Source organism: Pseudomonas ogarae, from assembly GCF_014268695.2.
GTDB lineage: Bacteria > Pseudomonadota > Gammaproteobacteria > Pseudomonadales > Pseudomonadaceae > Aquipseudomonas > Aquipseudomonas kilonensis.
Genome location: NZ_CP077086.1, coordinates 4,919,570 through 4,935,495, shown reverse-complemented (window position 1 = coordinate 4,935,495; position 15,926 = coordinate 4,919,570). Strand labels below are relative to the sequence as shown.

Annotated in this window: 15 protein-coding genes, 4 tRNA genes and 1 pseudogene; 14 read left to right on the top strand and 6 right to left on the bottom strand. The window is 57.1% G+C overall.

Annotation, left to right across the window (positions count from 1 at the left end; genetic code table 11):
• Positions 1-20: 20 nt before the first annotated feature.
• Positions 21-1,127: pseudogene (locus tag HU749_RS29705) on the top strand (HAMP domain-containing protein); the annotation flags it as partial.
• Positions 1,107-1,988, top strand: coding sequence for a methyl-accepting chemotaxis protein (locus tag HU749_RS29700; RefSeq protein ID WP_409557459.1), 882 nt, complete (start codon positions 1,107-1,109; stop codon positions 1,986-1,988). The pseudogene HU749_RS29705 and the gene HU749_RS29700, both read left to right, overlap by 21 nt.
• A 164-nt stretch (positions 1,989-2,152) precedes the next feature.
• Here HU749_RS29700 and HU749_RS21630 read toward each other — a convergent pair whose 3' ends face one another.
• Positions 2,153-2,911: a hypothetical protein gene (locus tag HU749_RS21630; RefSeq protein WP_046063644.1), complete on the bottom strand. Its 759-nt coding sequence runs from the start codon at positions 2,909-2,911 to the stop codon at positions 2,153-2,155.
• Between the two features lie 371 nt (positions 2,912-3,282).
• Here HU749_RS21630 and HU749_RS21625 point away from each other — a divergent pair.
• The 5 genes from HU749_RS21625 (at position 3,283) to HU749_RS21605 (ending at position 4,599) form a co-directional block, all read left to right on the top strand.
• Positions 3,283-3,358: transfer RNA gene (locus HU749_RS21625), tRNA-Glu, on the top strand.
• A gap of 2 nt (positions 3,359-3,360) precedes the next feature.
• Positions 3,361-3,436: transfer RNA gene (locus tag HU749_RS21620), tRNA-Gly, on the top strand.
• 104 nt (positions 3,437-3,540) lie between these two features.
• Positions 3,541-3,616, top strand: a tRNA-Glu gene (locus tag HU749_RS21615).
• 3 nt (positions 3,617-3,619) lie between these two features.
• A tRNA-Gly gene (locus HU749_RS21610) sits at positions 3,620-3,695 on the top strand.
• A gap of 271 nt (positions 3,696-3,966) precedes the next feature.
• A complete protein-coding gene (locus HU749_RS21605) occupies positions 3,967-4,599 on the top strand; it encodes a LysE family translocator (protein ID WP_046063645.1) in 633 nt (210 codons plus the stop codon).
• Positions 4,600-4,666: 67 nt separating this feature from the next.
• Here HU749_RS21605 and HU749_RS21600 read toward each other — a convergent pair whose 3' ends face one another.
• The 4 genes from HU749_RS21600 to HU749_RS21585 all read right to left on the bottom strand — a co-directional run bounded on the left by HU749_RS21600 (position 4,667) and on the right by HU749_RS21585 (position 9,425).
• A complete protein-coding gene (locus tag HU749_RS21600; RefSeq protein WP_079304841.1) occupies positions 4,667-5,923 on the bottom strand; it encodes an aminotransferase-like domain-containing protein in 1,257 nt (418 codons plus the stop codon).
• 61 nt (positions 5,924-5,984) lie between these two features.
• A complete protein-coding gene (locus tag HU749_RS21595) occupies positions 5,985-7,130 on the bottom strand; it encodes a trans-sulfuration enzyme family protein (RefSeq protein ID WP_079304843.1) in 1,146 nt (381 codons plus the stop codon).
• On the bottom strand, positions 7,127-8,611 hold the full coding sequence (amrS, locus tag HU749_RS21590) for an AmmeMemoRadiSam system radical SAM enzyme (protein WP_079304845.1): 1,485 nt from the start codon (positions 8,609-8,611) through the stop codon (positions 7,127-7,129). The genes HU749_RS21595 and amrS overlap by 4 nt, the downstream gene beginning before the upstream one ends.
• Before the next feature lie 100 nt (positions 8,612-8,711).
• Entirely contained in the window at positions 8,712-9,425 is a 714-nt protein-coding gene (locus tag HU749_RS21585) for a YczE/YyaS/YitT family protein (RefSeq protein WP_079304847.1), read from the bottom strand.
• A 188-nt stretch (positions 9,426-9,613) separates the two neighbouring features.
• On the opposite strand from HU749_RS21585, the gene HU749_RS21580 reads away from it, so the two are divergent.
• Positions 9,614-10,045 (top strand): Lrp/AsnC family transcriptional regulator, encoded by a 432-nt coding sequence (locus tag HU749_RS21580; RefSeq protein ID WP_057451998.1) that lies wholly within the window; start codon positions 9,614-9,616, stop codon positions 10,043-10,045.
• A 47-nt stretch (positions 10,046-10,092) separates the two neighbouring features.
• Here the strand turns inward: HU749_RS21580 and HU749_RS21575 are convergent, their stop codons facing one another.
• Positions 10,093-10,962 (bottom strand): response regulator transcription factor, encoded by an 870-nt coding sequence (locus tag HU749_RS21575; protein WP_079304849.1) that lies wholly within the window; start codon positions 10,960-10,962, stop codon positions 10,093-10,095.
• A gap of 311 nt (positions 10,963-11,273) precedes the next feature.
• Here HU749_RS21575 and HU749_RS21570 point away from each other — a divergent pair, with 311 nt between their 5' ends.
• The 6 genes from HU749_RS21570 to HU749_RS21545 all read left to right on the top strand — a co-directional run bounded on the left by HU749_RS21570 (position 11,274) and on the right by HU749_RS21545 (position 15,923).
• Positions 11,274-11,471 carry a Flp family type IVb pilin gene (locus HU749_RS21570; protein WP_027911505.1) on the top strand — a complete coding sequence of 66 codons (198 nt, stop codon included), beginning with the start codon at positions 11,274-11,276 and terminating at the stop codon, positions 11,469-11,471.
• A 150-nt stretch (positions 11,472-11,621) separates the two neighbouring features.
• Positions 11,622-11,816 carry a Flp family type IVb pilin gene (locus HU749_RS21565; RefSeq protein WP_027911504.1) on the top strand — a complete coding sequence of 65 codons (195 nt, stop codon included), beginning with the start codon at positions 11,622-11,624 and terminating at the stop codon, positions 11,814-11,816.
• A gap of 26 nt (positions 11,817-11,842) precedes the next feature.
• Positions 11,843-12,373 carry an A24 family peptidase gene (locus tag HU749_RS21560; protein WP_014339542.1) on the top strand — a complete coding sequence of 177 codons (531 nt, stop codon included), beginning with the start codon at positions 11,843-11,845 and terminating at the stop codon, positions 12,371-12,373.
• Between the two features lie 2 nt (positions 12,374-12,375).
• Positions 12,376-13,704 (top strand): DUF8689 domain-containing protein, encoded by a 1,329-nt coding sequence (locus HU749_RS21555; RefSeq protein ID WP_079304851.1) that lies wholly within the window; start codon positions 12,376-12,378, stop codon positions 13,702-13,704.
• Between the two features lie 15 nt (positions 13,705-13,719).
• Positions 13,720-14,535, top strand: coding sequence for a Flp pilus assembly protein CpaB (cpaB, locus tag HU749_RS21550; protein ID WP_033062751.1), 816 nt, complete (start codon positions 13,720-13,722; stop codon positions 14,533-14,535).
• Between the two features lie 71 nt (positions 14,536-14,606).
• Entirely contained in the window at positions 14,607-15,923 is a 1,317-nt protein-coding gene (locus HU749_RS21545; protein WP_186652419.1) for a TadE/TadG family type IV pilus assembly protein, read from the top strand.
• The last annotated feature ends 3 nt before the right edge of the window (positions 15,924-15,926 follow it).

Genomic DNA, 15,926 nt, shown 5'->3' with positions numbered 1-15,926 from the left:
CTGGCAGAGGACTGAGCGCAATGATTTCGGCCGTGCAAGGACGTTTTGCCAACCTGGGTATGGCAAAGAAACTGGGTATCGGATTTGTCCTGGTGCTGCTGCTGACCGCCGTGGTCGCTGCCATCGGTGTCTGGTCCCTGCAGACCATCAGCTATCGCTTCGATGGCCTGAAACAGATGTCGGCCCTCAACAGCGGGTTGCTCAAGGTCCGGCTGCTGGAGCAGGAGTACGCCTCGCGCTCCGATCCCAAGACGGCCGATGCCCTGCGCCAGGGTGTCGACGCTCTGGTGGCCCAGGCGAACGAACTCAAGGTGCAGTCGGCTGCCAACGTGCCGGTGATGAACGATGTGGAGCAGGCGCTGGCCGCGTACCGCAAGGCGTTCGACGAATTTGTCGGGTTGAGCCAGAGCAAGGACCTGGCGCTGGAAATGGCCAGTTGGTCGGTTTCCAGCGTTGCCAATAACCTGGACGTGTTGCAGGCCGGGCTGGCGGATGACGGCGCCTATACCTTGAAAGACACCGAAGGCAAGGAGGGGGCCGAGTTCATCGAGCAGGCCAACCAGGTCAGCGAAGTATCGCGGTTGATGTTGCAGGCGATGAACGAAGCCCGGGTCCGCTTGGACCAGAGCCGCAAAGGCAATGTTGAAGGTGCCGGAGAAGGCAACATCGAACAGGCCGAGCAGGCGATGAAACAGGCCGACGTGCTCAAGACCACCGTCAAGGACCCGGGTTACCAGACCGTGCTGAATGAGGTGGCCGGGCATATTGCCGGGTTCAATGAACAACTGGCCGAATACACCGGCCTGTTGGCGAAGGAAAAAGTCGTCTACCAGCAACTGCACGAGCGGGCCGATCAAGTGGTGGCGCGGGTTGACCAGGCCTTCAGTGCCGAAGACCATGCCATGCAGACCGAACTGAAGAAGAATTCGCTGCTGATCATTGGGTCGTCGGCCTTGGCGTTGTTGGTGGGATTGATCGCGGCATGGGTCATAACCCGGTTGATCGTGACGCCGCTGCGCAGTGTCATTCGCGTGGCCCAGCAGATTGCGTCGGGTGACTTGAGCGCCACGGTCGAAGTGACGCGCCGGGACGAAATTGGTCAGTTGATGCAGGCGATGCAACAGATGGGCGCGGGGCTGAGCAGTATCGTCAGCGGCCTACAGGCCGGTATCGAGCAATTGGCCAATTCGGCCCAATCGCTGTCGGCCGTGACTGAACAGACCAACCTGGAAGTCAGCAGCCAGAAAGAAGAAACCGAGCAAGTCGCCACGGCGATGAACCAGATGACGGCCACCGTGCATGATGTGGCACGCAACGCCGAAGAAGCCGCACAAGCGGCCCAGACTGCCGACGACAAGGTCGAAAGTGGCCAGCAGGTGGTGCGTCAGAGCATGGTGCGCATCGAACAACTGGCCGATTCGGCCACGTCGGCCAGTTCCAGCATCGAAAGCCTCAGCGCCGAGATCCAGAACATCGGCACGGTGCTGAGTGTGATCAAGAGCGTGGCTGAGCAAACCAACCTGTTGGCGCTCAATGCCGCTATCGAGGCAGCCCGGGCCGGTGAGCAGGGCAGGGGCTTTGCGGTTGTGGCCGACGAGGTGCGGGCCCTGGCCAAGCGTACGCAACAGTCCACCGAGGAAATCGAGCGACTGGTGAGCGCCTTGCGTTCAGCGGCCCAGGCTTCCGTGCAGCAGATCCAGAGCAGCGGCGAGTTGGTGAAGATGGCGGTCAGCGATGCACTGCAGACCGAAAGCGCCTTGGGCAGTATTGCGGCGGCGGTATCGCTGATCCAGCAGATGAACCAACAGATCGCGGCGGCGGCCGAGCAGCAGAGTTCGGTGGCCGAGGAGATCAATCGCAGTGTTACCAGCATTCGCGCCAGCGCCGATCAATCGTCCCTGGCGATGCGCGGCAATGCCGCTTCCAGCATTGAGCTGGCGCAGTTGGGGGTTGAGCTGAAAGGGATGGTGGGGCATTTCAAGTTGTGAGCCGGCGATGGCTCGACACCTGACACCTGTGGCGAGGGAGCTTGCTCCCGTTTGGGGGCGAAGCACCCATCGTTAAAGGGTTGCCGCGGCCGAAACGTCCGACCGGCCGGCCCAGCGGGAGCAAGCTCCCTCGCCACAAGGGAACTCGATCCGGCCCTGTAATCTCAGTCGTAAACCTTCTTCTTCTTCCACTCGTCGTTTACTTCCGCGTCCTTCAGCCCTTCGGTCAACTGGTTGACCTCGCCTTCGACCGGCTGGGTGCTGGCCAGGACCTGGGCATTGGCACGGGCCAGGAGTTTTTCCAGGTAGGCCAGTTGTTCGGCGTAGACCTGGGGTTCCTGTTGCTTGCGCAGGTACTGCACGCCGCGCTCGAAGGCCAGGCGGGCTTGCCCGGGTTGTTCTTGCTGCAGCGCATGCTGGCCGAGGTTGTTGAAGAACTCGATGTGCAGCAGCACCAGGATGTGTCGCACTTCGCGAATCCAGCGCTTGGCTTCGTTAGGCGGCAGGAAACCGTCCTGGGCGGCGCGGGTGATCTGGCCGTGCAAGGCCTCGAGCAGAAACCGTACGTCCTTGGCCTTGGCTTCGGTCTGGATCGGTGCCGGTGGATTGTTCACCGGGATCGATTCACCCTGGGCGGCCAGTGCGCTCAACTCGTCCAGGCGTGCCTTGACCGCGGAATTGGTTTTATCCAGGTTCAGCAAGCGCTGGCAGACGTTCATCTCTAGGCGCGTCATCAACAACTTCAGGGCAGGGGTCATCAACTGCCCGGGGAAGGTTTCGGTGAGCTCGCCACAGCGACGCATGCGGTCGTTGAGTTCTACCTTGGTGCGGGCCTTTTCCAGCTTGTTGTTTTCCACCACGTGGTTCATGTAGCCAATGGCGATCAACAGGGCGATCCCGGCTACGACGAGCAGGGTGATCATGAGTGGTGTCACCGGTAAGACCTCTTTATTGTGGTACGCATGTCATGAGTGTAGTGGCTTGGCTTTTAAGCGCATAGGCCCGAGCGACGCGATTAGACGGGCGTCGTGCTGTTTATAGGAAGCATAACTGGGTGGGTGCACATTGCCATCATTTGCCGGGCGCGACTATAGCGTCTCGGCGGGTGACAGAATATAGGCGTCAGAGACCGGGCGGGCAAAATGTCAGGATCGCCCCCAAACCGGGCGAAGTCATTGATTTAAATAAATTTATATCTGGGGGTTGACGACCCTTCAATCCATCCATAGAATGCGCGCCACTTACAGCGTAAAGCACTCAGCCAAACGCTATAAGCAGTGAATGTTGTACGTGTGTCCCCTTCGTCTAGTGGCCTAGGACACCGCCCTTTCACGGCGGTAACAGGGGTTCGAGTCCCCTAGGGGACGCCAATGCGGGAATAGCTCAGTTGGTAGAGCACGACCTTGCCAAGGTCGGGGTCGCGAGTTCGAGTCTCGTTTCCCGCTCCAATTTTAAACAGCGTTGCTTTCGGGCAGGGCTGAGTGAAACCAGAACCAACTCTTCGGAGGCGGATCTGGGCACTGGAACACACACCATGTGTTCCGGGCAGCGTGTCCCCTTCGTCTAGTGGCCTAGGACACCGCCCTTTCACGGCGGTAACAGGGGTTCGAGTCCCCTAGGGGACGCCATTTGCGGGAATAGCTCAGTTGGTAGAGCACGACCTTGCCAAGGTCGGGGTCGCGAGTTCGAGTCTCGTTTCCCGCTCCAAATTCAAAAAACGCCGCTCATTCGAGCGGCGTTTTTTTATGCGCGTAAAAAAACCATTTCAACGCTCAAGGTTATGTATCCGGCGCTTAGGGGGCTTTAACCAGCGATTTGCATTGTCTGAGGGGAATGGCGGCGATTTTCCTTAATATTGAAGGGGGAGTGAGGCTACTTCCTGCAAAACTTAAGGAAAAACGCTTAGGAAGATTAATAGTTCATTCCTAAAGAAATGCACTTCTCCTAACCTTCCAGTACCCCTTCTGGAGATGCATTTATGCTGATTTTCGTTAAATCGATGGTCATTGGGCTGTGCATTGCAGCCCCTGTAGGACCCATTGGGTTGCTGTGCATACAGCGAAGTCTGATGCTTGGGTGGAGAGCCGGTTTCGCGACGGGATTGGGCGCGGCCACAGCCGATTCGATTTATGGATTCATCGGTGCCCTGGGTGTCACGGCCATCATTGCGACGCTCATCAGCTTTAAACCCTGGTTGTGTATTTTTGGTGGGTTGTTCCTCGCCTACATTGGTTATCAGACAATACGATCGAAGGGTGGCGCGACGGCCATGGCGGGTGAGCGGGCCAATATGTTCAAAGCCTACTCCACGACGCTGTTCCTGACCCTGTCGAACCCCATGACCATCTTGTCGTTTATCGCGATATTTGCTGCGTTGAGTGATGGCATGGCCGGTGACCAAGGCGGCCAGCACGCCTTGCTGCCGATGGTGACCGGTATCTTCCTGGGCTCGGCTGCCTGGTGGCTGGGGTTGAGTGGGTTCTCCTCCATTTTCAAGGCGCGGATTGCCGAATCAAAGCTAAGGCTGATCAACTACTTTTCAGGGGCAACCATCACCATCCTGGGGGCCTACCAGGTCGCCACTGGCGTCATGCTGGCCACGGCTACCTGACCCGGAGCTTACGCCTCGCTGAGCGAGGCATAAGCCTTGGTGTCTCCCTGCGATGCACGCAGGACGTTTATTGCAGCCTGAACTCGACGTATGCCCTGAAACGGCCTATCGCTTGGGTGATTTGCGAGGTGGTTGCATTGCTGAACGACAGCCTGACCTGGGTGGCCGCCTCATTCATCAGCGAAAACATGCTGGTGGGAAATACAATCACCTTGAACAGCCTGGCGCATTCGCGCATCTCAGAATATCCAAAGACGAAAGGCAGCTGCATATTGATGAAGAAGCCGCCTGCCGGATGATTCCAGCTGACCGCTCTTTGAGCGCCGACCTTGAGTGGAAATTCGCGCTCAAGGCATTCAAGCATGTGATTTCTTTTCTTTGTATAAGACAACACCCTGGGTTGGTTCAGCCCTTTCAACGAGTAGTTGTGCTCGATTAGCAAGCCTGCGACAACCGCTTGGCACACCGCCGGGGTATTCACCGTGATCAGGCTTTTGGCCTTGCACAATCGGCCGCTGAAGGACATGACCCCAGTGCCCTCAGGGGCGACCACATAGCCCATGCGCAAGCCCGGGAAAATCGATTTGGCAAAGGAGCCCAGCAAGAACACCCGACGGCTGTCGACGGACTTCATGGACGCAATGGCAGCGCCTTCGTACCTGAAGTAACGGTAGGCCGTGTCTTCGAGGATGAAAAAGTTCTTTTCATTGGCCAAGGAGAGCATGGCTCTCCTGTCGTCATGGGAAAGGCTGTCGGCGGTAGGATTGCTGAAATCTGGAATCGCATAGAGTGCCTTGATTCTTTCACCTCTGGATTCCAGCGCTTCAATGAGCCTGCGCAGGGCGATCGGATCAAGAAAGACCGTCATGGGCACAGGGACTATTTTTATACCCAGCAGTTTTGCGATCCCCGTGATCCCGGAAAACACTGGGTCAGGTACCAATAAAACCCCACCGCCTTCAAAAATCGACAGGAGCGTCAAGGTGCAGGCTTCTTGAAAACCCATGCACACCACAATGCTTTCAGGGTTGGAAACGTTGATTGCTTCATCCACCTGCAAATAGATGGCGATTATTTCATTGATGATTCCAGAGGTTTTTCCATATTGGCAAAGCAGCGTTGCAAGTGACTGGTCGGTGCCGGCAACGTGATTTTTGTAGTGGGCCAGGCCCCTGTCGATGAGCGAAGGGTCGCACTGTTTATCATCGGGGCGACCGGAGGCCAGTGAAATGGCCTCCGGGTTTTCTTGGGCAATCGAGTTCAGTAGGTGGATGACGTTCAGGATGGGGTCGTCGAATATCGTGTTTTCGAATGCGCTGGACACTTTCGCTTCTCCATAAAAAAGCAACGAGCCATTGAAGGCCCGTTGCTCTGATCAACGCCCGCTACGCAGGATCGAGTGAGCTTTCTTGATCGACCTTGCTCTCCATGGCTTCGAATGCCTGCAGCAGGTCTTCCTTGAGGTCTTGCTGATCCTCCAGGCCAAAGCACAATCGAACCAAGCCTTTCTCGATGCCCATGTCCGCTTTTTCCTGATCTGTCATCGAGGCATGGCTGCCACTGAAGGGTTGGGCAACCATTGACGTCACGCAGGCCATTCCGGTACCTGTGCCAAACCACTTGAGCGCGCTGGTGAACGTTTTGTAAAAGGGCACCAGATCCGGCCGAATATCAACAAACACAATGCCGCCATAACCGGTCAGCTGTTTGCCATCCACGCGTGGGTAATAGACATGCTCAATAAACGGCAGCTCGCGCAGATAGTTGAGCATGCTGGATGTCGTCTGGCTGTGTTTCTCCATGCGCAGGTTGAATGTCTGCATGCTTCTGCGAAGCAGCCATGCGCTATTGGGGGTTAATATCGTGCCCGAATAAAAGCGGCCCTCAAGGAGACGGTTATAAATCTTCTCGTTGTTGACCAGAACCAGGCCGCCCATGACATCGCTATGCCCAGAGAAGTATTTGGTTGCGCTGTATAGGGAAATGTCGGCGCCAAAATTCAACGGCTTCTGGAATATCGGCGTGGCCCAGGTATTGTCAACGACCACCAGCGCCTGCGGGTTGATTTGTTTGACGGCCCTGCTGACCGCATGAATATCAATGTCTTTGAGGAACGGATTGGTCGGTGTTTCGAAAACGACCATGTCGACGTTCGCCGGCAAGGCCTTCAACCCCTCTGCCGTGGTCAGATCCAGAATCGTCAGGTCTGCGCCAATGCGTGCCGCATACCGCTGGAACAGTTTATAAGAGCAGCCATAGATGTATTTGTTGATGACCAGCGAAGCACCCGGTTTCAACAGTTCCAACACCATGTAGATGGCGCTCATCCCGGTGCTGTAGGCCAGGGCATATTCGCTGCCCTCCAGGGAGGCGACGACCTGCTCCAATTCAGTCACATTGGGATTGGCCTTCCTTGAGTAGAAGAAGGCTGAGTCAGCGCTGAAAGCACTGCACTGATAAATGGGCGTTACCGAAGGGCGAGCGTCTCGGTCATCGACCTTGATATGAAGTATTTCAGTAGACACTTTCATGCTTGGCTGACCAGTTTGATGACCTGTTCATACATGTTCTGCTTGCCCTCATAACCAATGGTCGGGGTGATGTCATTTTGCGAAATACCAATCTCTTCAATCGACTCCGTCGGGAAGTGAGCCCTGTCGAATACTTCATGAAGGTTCGAGTTCACGCCGTTGGGAAGCCAGACCTCAGGACCGGTTTCATCAATGCGGGCCTTGGCAATAATGAATCGATAGCTTTCATGCGGCCGCAGCGTCAGTGATTTCCAATCGCTGTTGTGCCCGTCCGTATAATTGCGCCGCAGGTAGACGGTCTGTTCGAAATCTTCGGTATTCAGCACTTGGGCATGCAGCGATACGATATCCCCATGCCACTCGAACTTGCGTTTCTCGTAAGCGCTCAGCGCGTCCTCTCGCAGCTCGACAGGGGCGTTCGCCTGATGCTCGCCGAGTAATTTGAAATGCGCGTCGTGCCCGCATTGAGAGCAGCACCCTTTGCTGTCCAGCCCGATGATTTCAGCGTTCAAACCATAGCGGGTGACGAGCAGGGCGTTACAGTTGTTGCAGCTGGTATTGGTTCCCTCGATGTCATTCACGTTGCCCAGGTAGACATGCTCAACGCCCATGCTCCGAGCAACGTCCCGAGCCTTCAGCAGACGGTCCACAGGGGTGCGGATGCTGTTGCTCATTTTGTAATCGGGGTGGAACCTGACGAAGTGCAGCGGTACATTCGGGCCCAGTTCATCCAGGACCCATTGGCTGATCTTCCTGGCGGTTTCCTCGTCGTCGCTGATGTCGGTCACCATCAAGGTGCTGACCTCAACATATTTGCCAGCGTCATAGACTTTCTTGATGCCGGCGAGGACTGGCTCTACCCAGCCTGTCGTGACCTTGCGGTAGTATTCCGGGGAAATGGATTTCAGCGAAATCGAGAAAATATCGATGACTGGCAATAATTCATCAATGGCTTCTTCACTGATGAAGAACGCCGATTTATACAGGTTGATCAGGCCCGCTTCCTTGGCCAACTTTGCCGTGTCGAGAATGAATTCATGCCAGACAACCGGATCGTTATACGTCCAGGAAATGACGCGTATTCCGTGCTTGAGTGCGGTCTCCACAACCTGCTCAGGGGTGTAGTAGTAAACGTCTTTGTCGGTGACGTACTTGGCTTGCGAGGTTTTCCAGTTGTGACAATAACCGCAGTTGAGCATGCAGCCGATATTGCCCAGGGACAGGATCCGCTCTCCAGGGGCAAAGTGGAAAACGGCTTCGGTTTCTATCGTTTCTTCTGTGCTGTGAACGCCTTTGCCATAGTTCAATGTAACGAGTCTGCCGCCTCGGTTTCCGCGCACTTTGCAAAAACCTACCTTGCCTTCCTGTATGACACAGTTTCGTGGGGAAAGATGACACTTGACGGCGCCCCCGGGGAGTATTTCTTCCAGTTTTGCCGGGCTGCTTTCCAAGGTCCAGTTCTTATTTTTTGTAGTGTCCATCTCTCACTCCTCATCACGGAAGTTGCTATTAATATCATCGGTTAAAAAAATCTAGGCGAAACAATCCCGCCGCCATGAATGGCAGCCATCTTTATAGGTATTAGTAAGCGGATGAAGCGCGAATCAATCCATGGTTCTTGAGGGAAAAGCGCTTGGCATTCATGTTCATGAAGGGTTGAATAAGCGGGCCGATCACTAACAGGAATGCAATCGTTCCCACGCCGAACGGGCCGCCTAAAAGCCATCCGCTCGAAAAGATGCCGATTTCAATGATCATTTTGGCTTTGGTGAATGACCAGCCCCACTTGGAGACCATGGTCAGTACCACAAGGTCCATGATTCTGATTCCAATACCGCTCATGATGATCAATGCGGAGGAGTAGGCACATAACATCAGCCCCGTCGCCAATAACGTGTACTCATTCATTCTCGCGATCAAATACTCTCCGAGCCCCAGCCATGACCAGAGATCAATCAGCAGGCCGGTCAGTGTTGTTGTAATAAAGGGACTTATCGGCGGGTGTTTTTTGTTCCAGAGCATCCACCATGTCAGGAAGAAGAGGGACACGATAGCCGAACAAATGCCCATGCCCAGCATAAGTATTTTATCGATCGAGATGATCAAGACGTCTAGTGGGTCGGTACCCAGTTGACTGATGATGAAGCACTTGGCGCCCAGCGAAAAGAGACCGACACCCGTCAAGTACATCAGGATCTGGTCCTTCTTGAAACGCCGCAGATTTAGCACTTGCGTGCCAATGTGCTGGGTGAAAGAGTATGACTTTTTTCCACACTTTATCTTTTCATCTTCCATGCGAACACCATCCCTGGAGAGAATATTTTATTATGAGTGCGTCACGCTAAAGAGCAGGGCTATTGATTGCCCTCAGGCTTTCAGGCTGGAAATAGACTAGCGCTCTGCTTTATTTTGGTGCATGCTTTTTTTAATGAAAAACGCGGGCATTTCATTAAAATTTATACTTTTAACCGGGGAAAACGCACATGGATCGTATAGACGTCAAAATCCTGGGTAAGGTACAGGACTGTGGTCGCATTTCCATCACAGAGCTTTCCAAGCACGCAGGTCTTTCTATTCCTGCCACCAATGACAGGTTGCGTAAACTTGAAGACTCAGGGGTGATCAAGGGCTATTACGCTCAGTTAGATCCAACCAAACTGGGGTACGGCATATCAGCTGTCGTCGGCATCACCACTCTCAAGCCGGCGAAGTCCAAATTAATAGCAACGCTCACCGACATACCCGAAGTCGTCGAGTGCCTGCACATCACCGGAAACGACTCCTATCTGATCCGGATCTACGCCAGATCCATGGCTGAGATCGAGGACATCATTGCGAAAATCAACGCCTACGGAGAGACGCGCACCAGCATTGTCCTGTCCATTCCTATCGAGAGAAGAAAGCTCGCCCCATGAGCCTGGGTGCTGCGCACTGACTACGTGCTCTGCTGAACAAACATGGCTCACCCCTCAAGGCTGTGCACCAGGTTTTCAATCGCTTCCAGAGCTGCCTCATCCGCAGGCGCCGGTGCAGGACTTGCGCTGCGCATCTGGTACGCGAGACGGTATTCACTGGGGGTGCAACTGGCGTATTGCTTGAAGGCGCGGGCGAAGTAGGACGGGTCCTTGAAGCCAGCCTCATAACCGATGCTGGTGATGGGCATCTGGCTGTTGTCGAGCAGTTCCTTGGCAAAGCTCATGCGTTTGTTCAGCACGTAGTCGGTGAAGCCGAGCCCATTGGCTTCCTTGAACACCCGGCTGAAGCGAAATGTCGTCATGCCGCAACGCTTGGCCAGATCGCGTTGATCGATGCTTTCGCGAAAATGCTGGTCGATGTACAGCATGATATGGCTGAGGGCCTGGTGCTTCTGGTGCCCGGAGGTCAGGCGAATGCTGTCCGGCAGGGTCGGGGAGTGGTCGATCTGCGAGGTCTTTCCCCGGCCATGGGTATTGCGGCGCAGCTCGCACAGTTGCACCACCGCTGTCAGGTAGCGCTTTCTCTCGGCGGCAGTCAGGGGCAGCACCATGTATTCCCAGACGCTGGAGCGCATGGCCCACACCGCCAGTTCTTCGGAGTGCTGCACGGTGAACATGGTGATGGGGATGGTCGGAACGGTTCGCTTGATCTCCAGCAGGCGCCGCAAGCCTGGTGTGTCCGGGCGATCGAAGTGGATGCAGATCATGTCGACCTGTTCCCCGCTGGGCAGCATGGCGTTTTTTGCCAGCGTGCAGTCGCACGTGTCCTGAAACTGGGAGGCGAGTTCCTTGGTGGACCGATCATGGCTCAGATCGAACCATAACAGCTTTGGCTTTCCAGTCGGATTGAACGTCATAGGACGACTACTCACAGGTGCTTACTGCCCTTTAGCTAGCAGTATTGTCACTGTGCCATCACTTCGCCGAATAATTTTTATAAAAATTCGATCTTTTAGCGCCACCCCCGTCACGGGATGCTGGCGAGCGCCCGTTTACGCTGGGGCACGGATGGATTTCCCGCCCCCTGGCGCCTTTTCCATCCCCGCAAAAAAATCCTAGCGATGTGCAAAATCCTCCTAACGGCTATGACCACCTGCTGACTAGGGTTGCATCAGGCAGTTCGCAATGCACTGCCCCTTGAGAAAACAATCCCGATGAGGTGTGCGAAATGACTCTTCAAACAATCAAGGCTTCGGTACTGAAGTTCGCCAAAGATGAAGACGGCCTGACCATTGTGGAATACGCCGTGGCCGGTGGATTGATCACCGTATTGGTGGCGGCAGCCTTCGTTCTTCTGGGCGGTGCCGTGAATACCAAGATCCGTGCACTGTGCCAGGCGGTCAACGGCGGCGCAGTCTGCACATAAGCGATGACTTGCGTGGGGACACGGTGACTTTCAAGGAATAACGCTTGCGACTCTTTTGCAGTGAGTACAACGAATCAATCAAATGGACTTTGCGCTGTCCCCTCCCATCAGGTTTTTAGCAGTACTTCTTATCAGCGTGAGGTTCATGAAATGACTTTCCAGACAATAAGAACTTCGATCAGCAAGTTCGCCAAAGATGAAGACGGCCTGACCATTGTTGAATACGCGGTGGCGGGTGGCTTGATCACGGTGTTGGTGGCGGCGGCATTCGTCCTTCTGGGCGGTGTGGTGGATACCAAGATCCGGGCGTTGTGCCGAGCCGCCAATGGCGACGTCGCCTGCTAACAATAACCACACTAGGGAGACGCGTCATGTCCATGGAATTGCTGGTGTCGACGGTACTGCTGGTAGGACTGCTGGGTGTGGCGGTGGTGAGCGATCTGCGTCGCCACCGCATCCCCAACACGCTGGTCCTGTTGGGCCTTGCCCTGGGGTTGGCCGGCCAGGTTTATACCGGTGGGCTCGGCGGCCTGGGCGACAGCCTGTTGGGCATGCTGATCTGTTTCGGGTTGTTCCTGCCCATGTATGCGGTCGGTGGCATGGCCGCCGGTGACGTCAAGCTGATGACCATGGTCGGCAGCTTCCTGCCTTTTCATTACGCACTGTGGGCGGCGCTGTTCAGCCTGATCGCCGGCGGTGTGTGCGGTTTCCTGATTGTCCTGGCCCGTGGCCAACTGCTCCAGACCCTGGGGCGCTACTGGCTGATTGTACGAGCCCAGTCCTATCTGGCGCCGACTTCCGATGAAGTGGCCGGCAAACCCTTTCCTTATTCGATTGCGATCCTGATCGGCACTTTGAACAGCGTCTACTGGCAACTTGTTGCCGGCGGCTGGGGAGTCTAGTCATGCACGTCATCAACGATAGCGATGCCTACCCCAGCGAACGGGAAGCGGTACAACGCCTGGCGCCACAGCCCTGCACCATTCGCGACACCGGCCTGAGCGACAGTTTCCTCGGTGAGCTGGTGTGCAAGCATCTGCACGACGCCGGTGTGCTGGACATGACGCGGCTGGTAGAGCGCCTGGCCCTGACCGGCGCGGTGCTGGAAGAAGTCCTGGCGTTCCTGCGCAAGGACGGTCGCGTCGAAGTGCTGGGCCAGTTGGGGCAAACGGGCGGACAGACGCTGCGTTATGGCCTGACCGAGCGCGGCCGCAGTTCGGCGCGTGACGCCCTGGCCCGCAGTGGCTACATCGGCGCAGCGCCATTCCCGGTGAGCACCTATCGCTCGCTGATCAAGATCCAGACCATTCACCATGGTCGCATCACCGCCAAGGACATGCACCAGGCCCTGGCCGGCCTGGTACTGAGCCAAGGCATGCTCGACCAGTTGGGCGTCGCCCTGAATTCCGGGCGGGCAATCATGATCTACGGCCCGGCGGGCACGGGCAAAACCTATGTCAGCAGCCGATTGATCCGGCTGTTCGCCGAGGCGATCTGGGTGCCCCATGCCATCGTCATCAACGAGTCGGTGATCGAGATCTACGACCCGCAGGTGCACCAGCGCCTGGATGACAGCGGCCAATCGAATAACCTCATGCTCAACGAAGGCATCGACCGCCGGCTGCTGTGCTGCAAACGCCCGATCGTCATCACCGGCGGCGAGCTGAACATGGAACAGCTGGACGTGCGCTACGACCCCTTCACCCGACAATACCAGGCGGCGTTGCAGCTCAAGGCCAGCAACGGCCTGTTCATCATTGATGACATGGGACGCCAGCGCATGGCCCCGGCCGAGTTGCTCAATCGTTGGATCGTGCCCATGGAAGAGAAGCGCGACTTCATCAACCTGGGCGGCGGCCGGCATTGCGAGCTGCCGTTCGACCTGGTGCTGGTGTTTTCCACCAACCTCAATCCCCTCGAATTGGCCGACGAGGCCTTCCTGCGGCGCATTGGCTACAAAGTGCAGTTCGGCTACCTCAAGCCTGAGGAATACGAACAAATCTGGCGCCAGGAGTGCGAACGCCTGGGCATCCCGTATGACCCGCTGCTGGTGCGCTATGTCCTGCAGCGGCTGTATGCAGGCGAAGGCATGCCGCTGGTGCCTTGCCATCCCCGTGACCTGTTGAACATGGCGCTCGACCGCCAGCGTTACCTGGGCGGTTCCGGGCCCCTGTTGCCGCAAGAGCTGGAATGGGCCTGGCACAACTACTTCGTTCAGCTCGACTTCCTTTGATCTGGAGATACCGACATGAGCTCTCGTACGCTTCCGCTGATAGGCGTTTCCCTGGTAATGGGCCTTGGTGCCGCATGGATGGCCGACTCCTGGTTGAGCGCGCGACTCAACGCGACCCCCGATGACCACTTGCGAAGCGTGGTGGTCGCCACGGTGGAAATCCCCTTCGGGCAAATGGTCGAGGCCCAGCAGGTCACCACCGTGCGCATGCCCATGGACACGATCCCCGACGATGCCTTCGATGCCAGCGAACAGGCCGTGGGCAAGATCGCCACCTTCGACATCTTGCGTGGTGACATCGTGCGGGGCGCGCGGCTGAGCGAGCACTTGGGTGGCAGCACCCTGGCTTCGCTGATTGCACCGGACAAACGCGCCATATCGGTACGCGTGGATGATGTGGTCGGCGTGGGTGGCTTCCTCTTGCCGGGCAACCGGGTCGATGTGCTGGCGACCAAGACCACCAGCGCCGGCAGCAACAGCGCGACGTCCCGGACCATCCTGGAAAACCTGCGGGTGCTGGCGGTGGACCAGACGGCGGGCACCGACAAGACCCAGCCGGTGGTGGTGCGGGCCGTGACGCTGGAAATGTCGGCCACCGAAGCGGAAGCGCTGGTCACTGCACAGACCGAGGGCAAACTGCAGTTGGCCTTGCGCAACCCGTTGAACCTGGAGAAAAAGGCCGTGGCCGTTGCACCGCCGGCCCCGGCGCCAGTCATCGCCATGGCTGCCGCCCCGGTGCCAAAACCTGTGGTGCAGCGCAGTGCCAAGCCGCAAGGCGGGGCGATCACGCTGATCCGCGGAGTTGAAAGCAGTGTGATCAATGTCCGCTGAGTAACACCTTCCATGCCAGGCCCTTGCGGGCCGCGGCGATACCGATCCTCAACGTTGTAAATGAGGGCTCGATGATGAATGCCAATATCCGGCGCCAGGGAGGGGCGGTGAGTGTACTGATGGTGATTGCCCTGGTGGCGATCTCCATGATGGCGGCGTTGGCCCTCGACGGCGGGCACATGCTGCTGAACAAGACGCGCCTGCAAAATGCGGTGGATGCCGCCGCCTTGGGCGGTGCCAAGACCCTGAGCCAGGTGAGTGGCGGCATCAACATGGCCAGCACCACCCGTGCGGCGGCCCTGGACACGCTCAACAGAAATGCCAATGCCTTGGGCAACACCGAGCTGGCCACTGCGGTCGCCGGCAACCCGGGTGCGTTGGCCGTGGTGGAGCTGTCCAGCAGCGTCTACGGTCCGTTCTCCTACCCCGGGCCTGCCGATGCCAAATACGTACGGGTGTCGGTGGCCAGTTATCAACTTAACGGTTTTTTCTGGAGCTTCGTGCAAACGATGGGCAGCGCCGGCTTGGGCAACAAGCGCGTGGCCGCGATTGCCACTGCCGGTCCCAGCCCCACCTCTCCTTGTGACCTGGCGCCGTTGATGGTCTGTGGCGATCCCACTCAATACAACCCGGCCGCCGGCAATTTCTGGGGGTATCAATTTGGTGACCTGGAAGTCTTGAAGACGGCGGCGGGGAACACCTCGCCCATCGGTCCGGGCAACTTCCAATTGCTCGATTTCGGCTCAGGTGGCAGTGCAGTCCGCGAGGATCTGGCCGGCGGTGGCTCGGTCTGCCGCAGTGTCGGCGACAACGTCCAGACTGCGCCAGGTAATAAAGCTGGCCCAACCTCTCAAGGTTTGAACACGCGCTTCGGTATCTATAACGGCCCAGTCAGTTCTTCGGACTATCCACCGGACCTGGTCACGTCCTCAGGCACCCCAGCGATCACCTACAACGATTCGCTCTCCCAGTCGCAATACAAAGGCCAGCTCATCACCTCGAGCAACGGCGATCTCTCGGCAGGCGGCGAGGCGATACAGGACTACAACGACTGGCGGGCCCAAGTCGCCGCCTGTGTGGCGGGGGGCGCCAGCGGTTGTGAAAGCAACGGGGTTTTCGAGCGCCGGATGCTGAAGATCGTGATTGGCGATTGCGCCGGGAAACTGAGCGGCTCGACGTCGATCCCGGTCTTGGGGTTCGGCTGCTATTTCGTGCTGCAGCCGGTGAACGGCGGTGGTTCGGAGTCGATCATCTTTGGCCAGTTCGTCCAGGAGTGCGAGGGCGACAACGTACCTGGCCCGACGCCGTCCACCGATTCCGGCCCACAGATCATCCAGCTCTACAAAACCTATCTCAACGGCAGCGGCACTCCGAGCACTGACTCGTAGGAG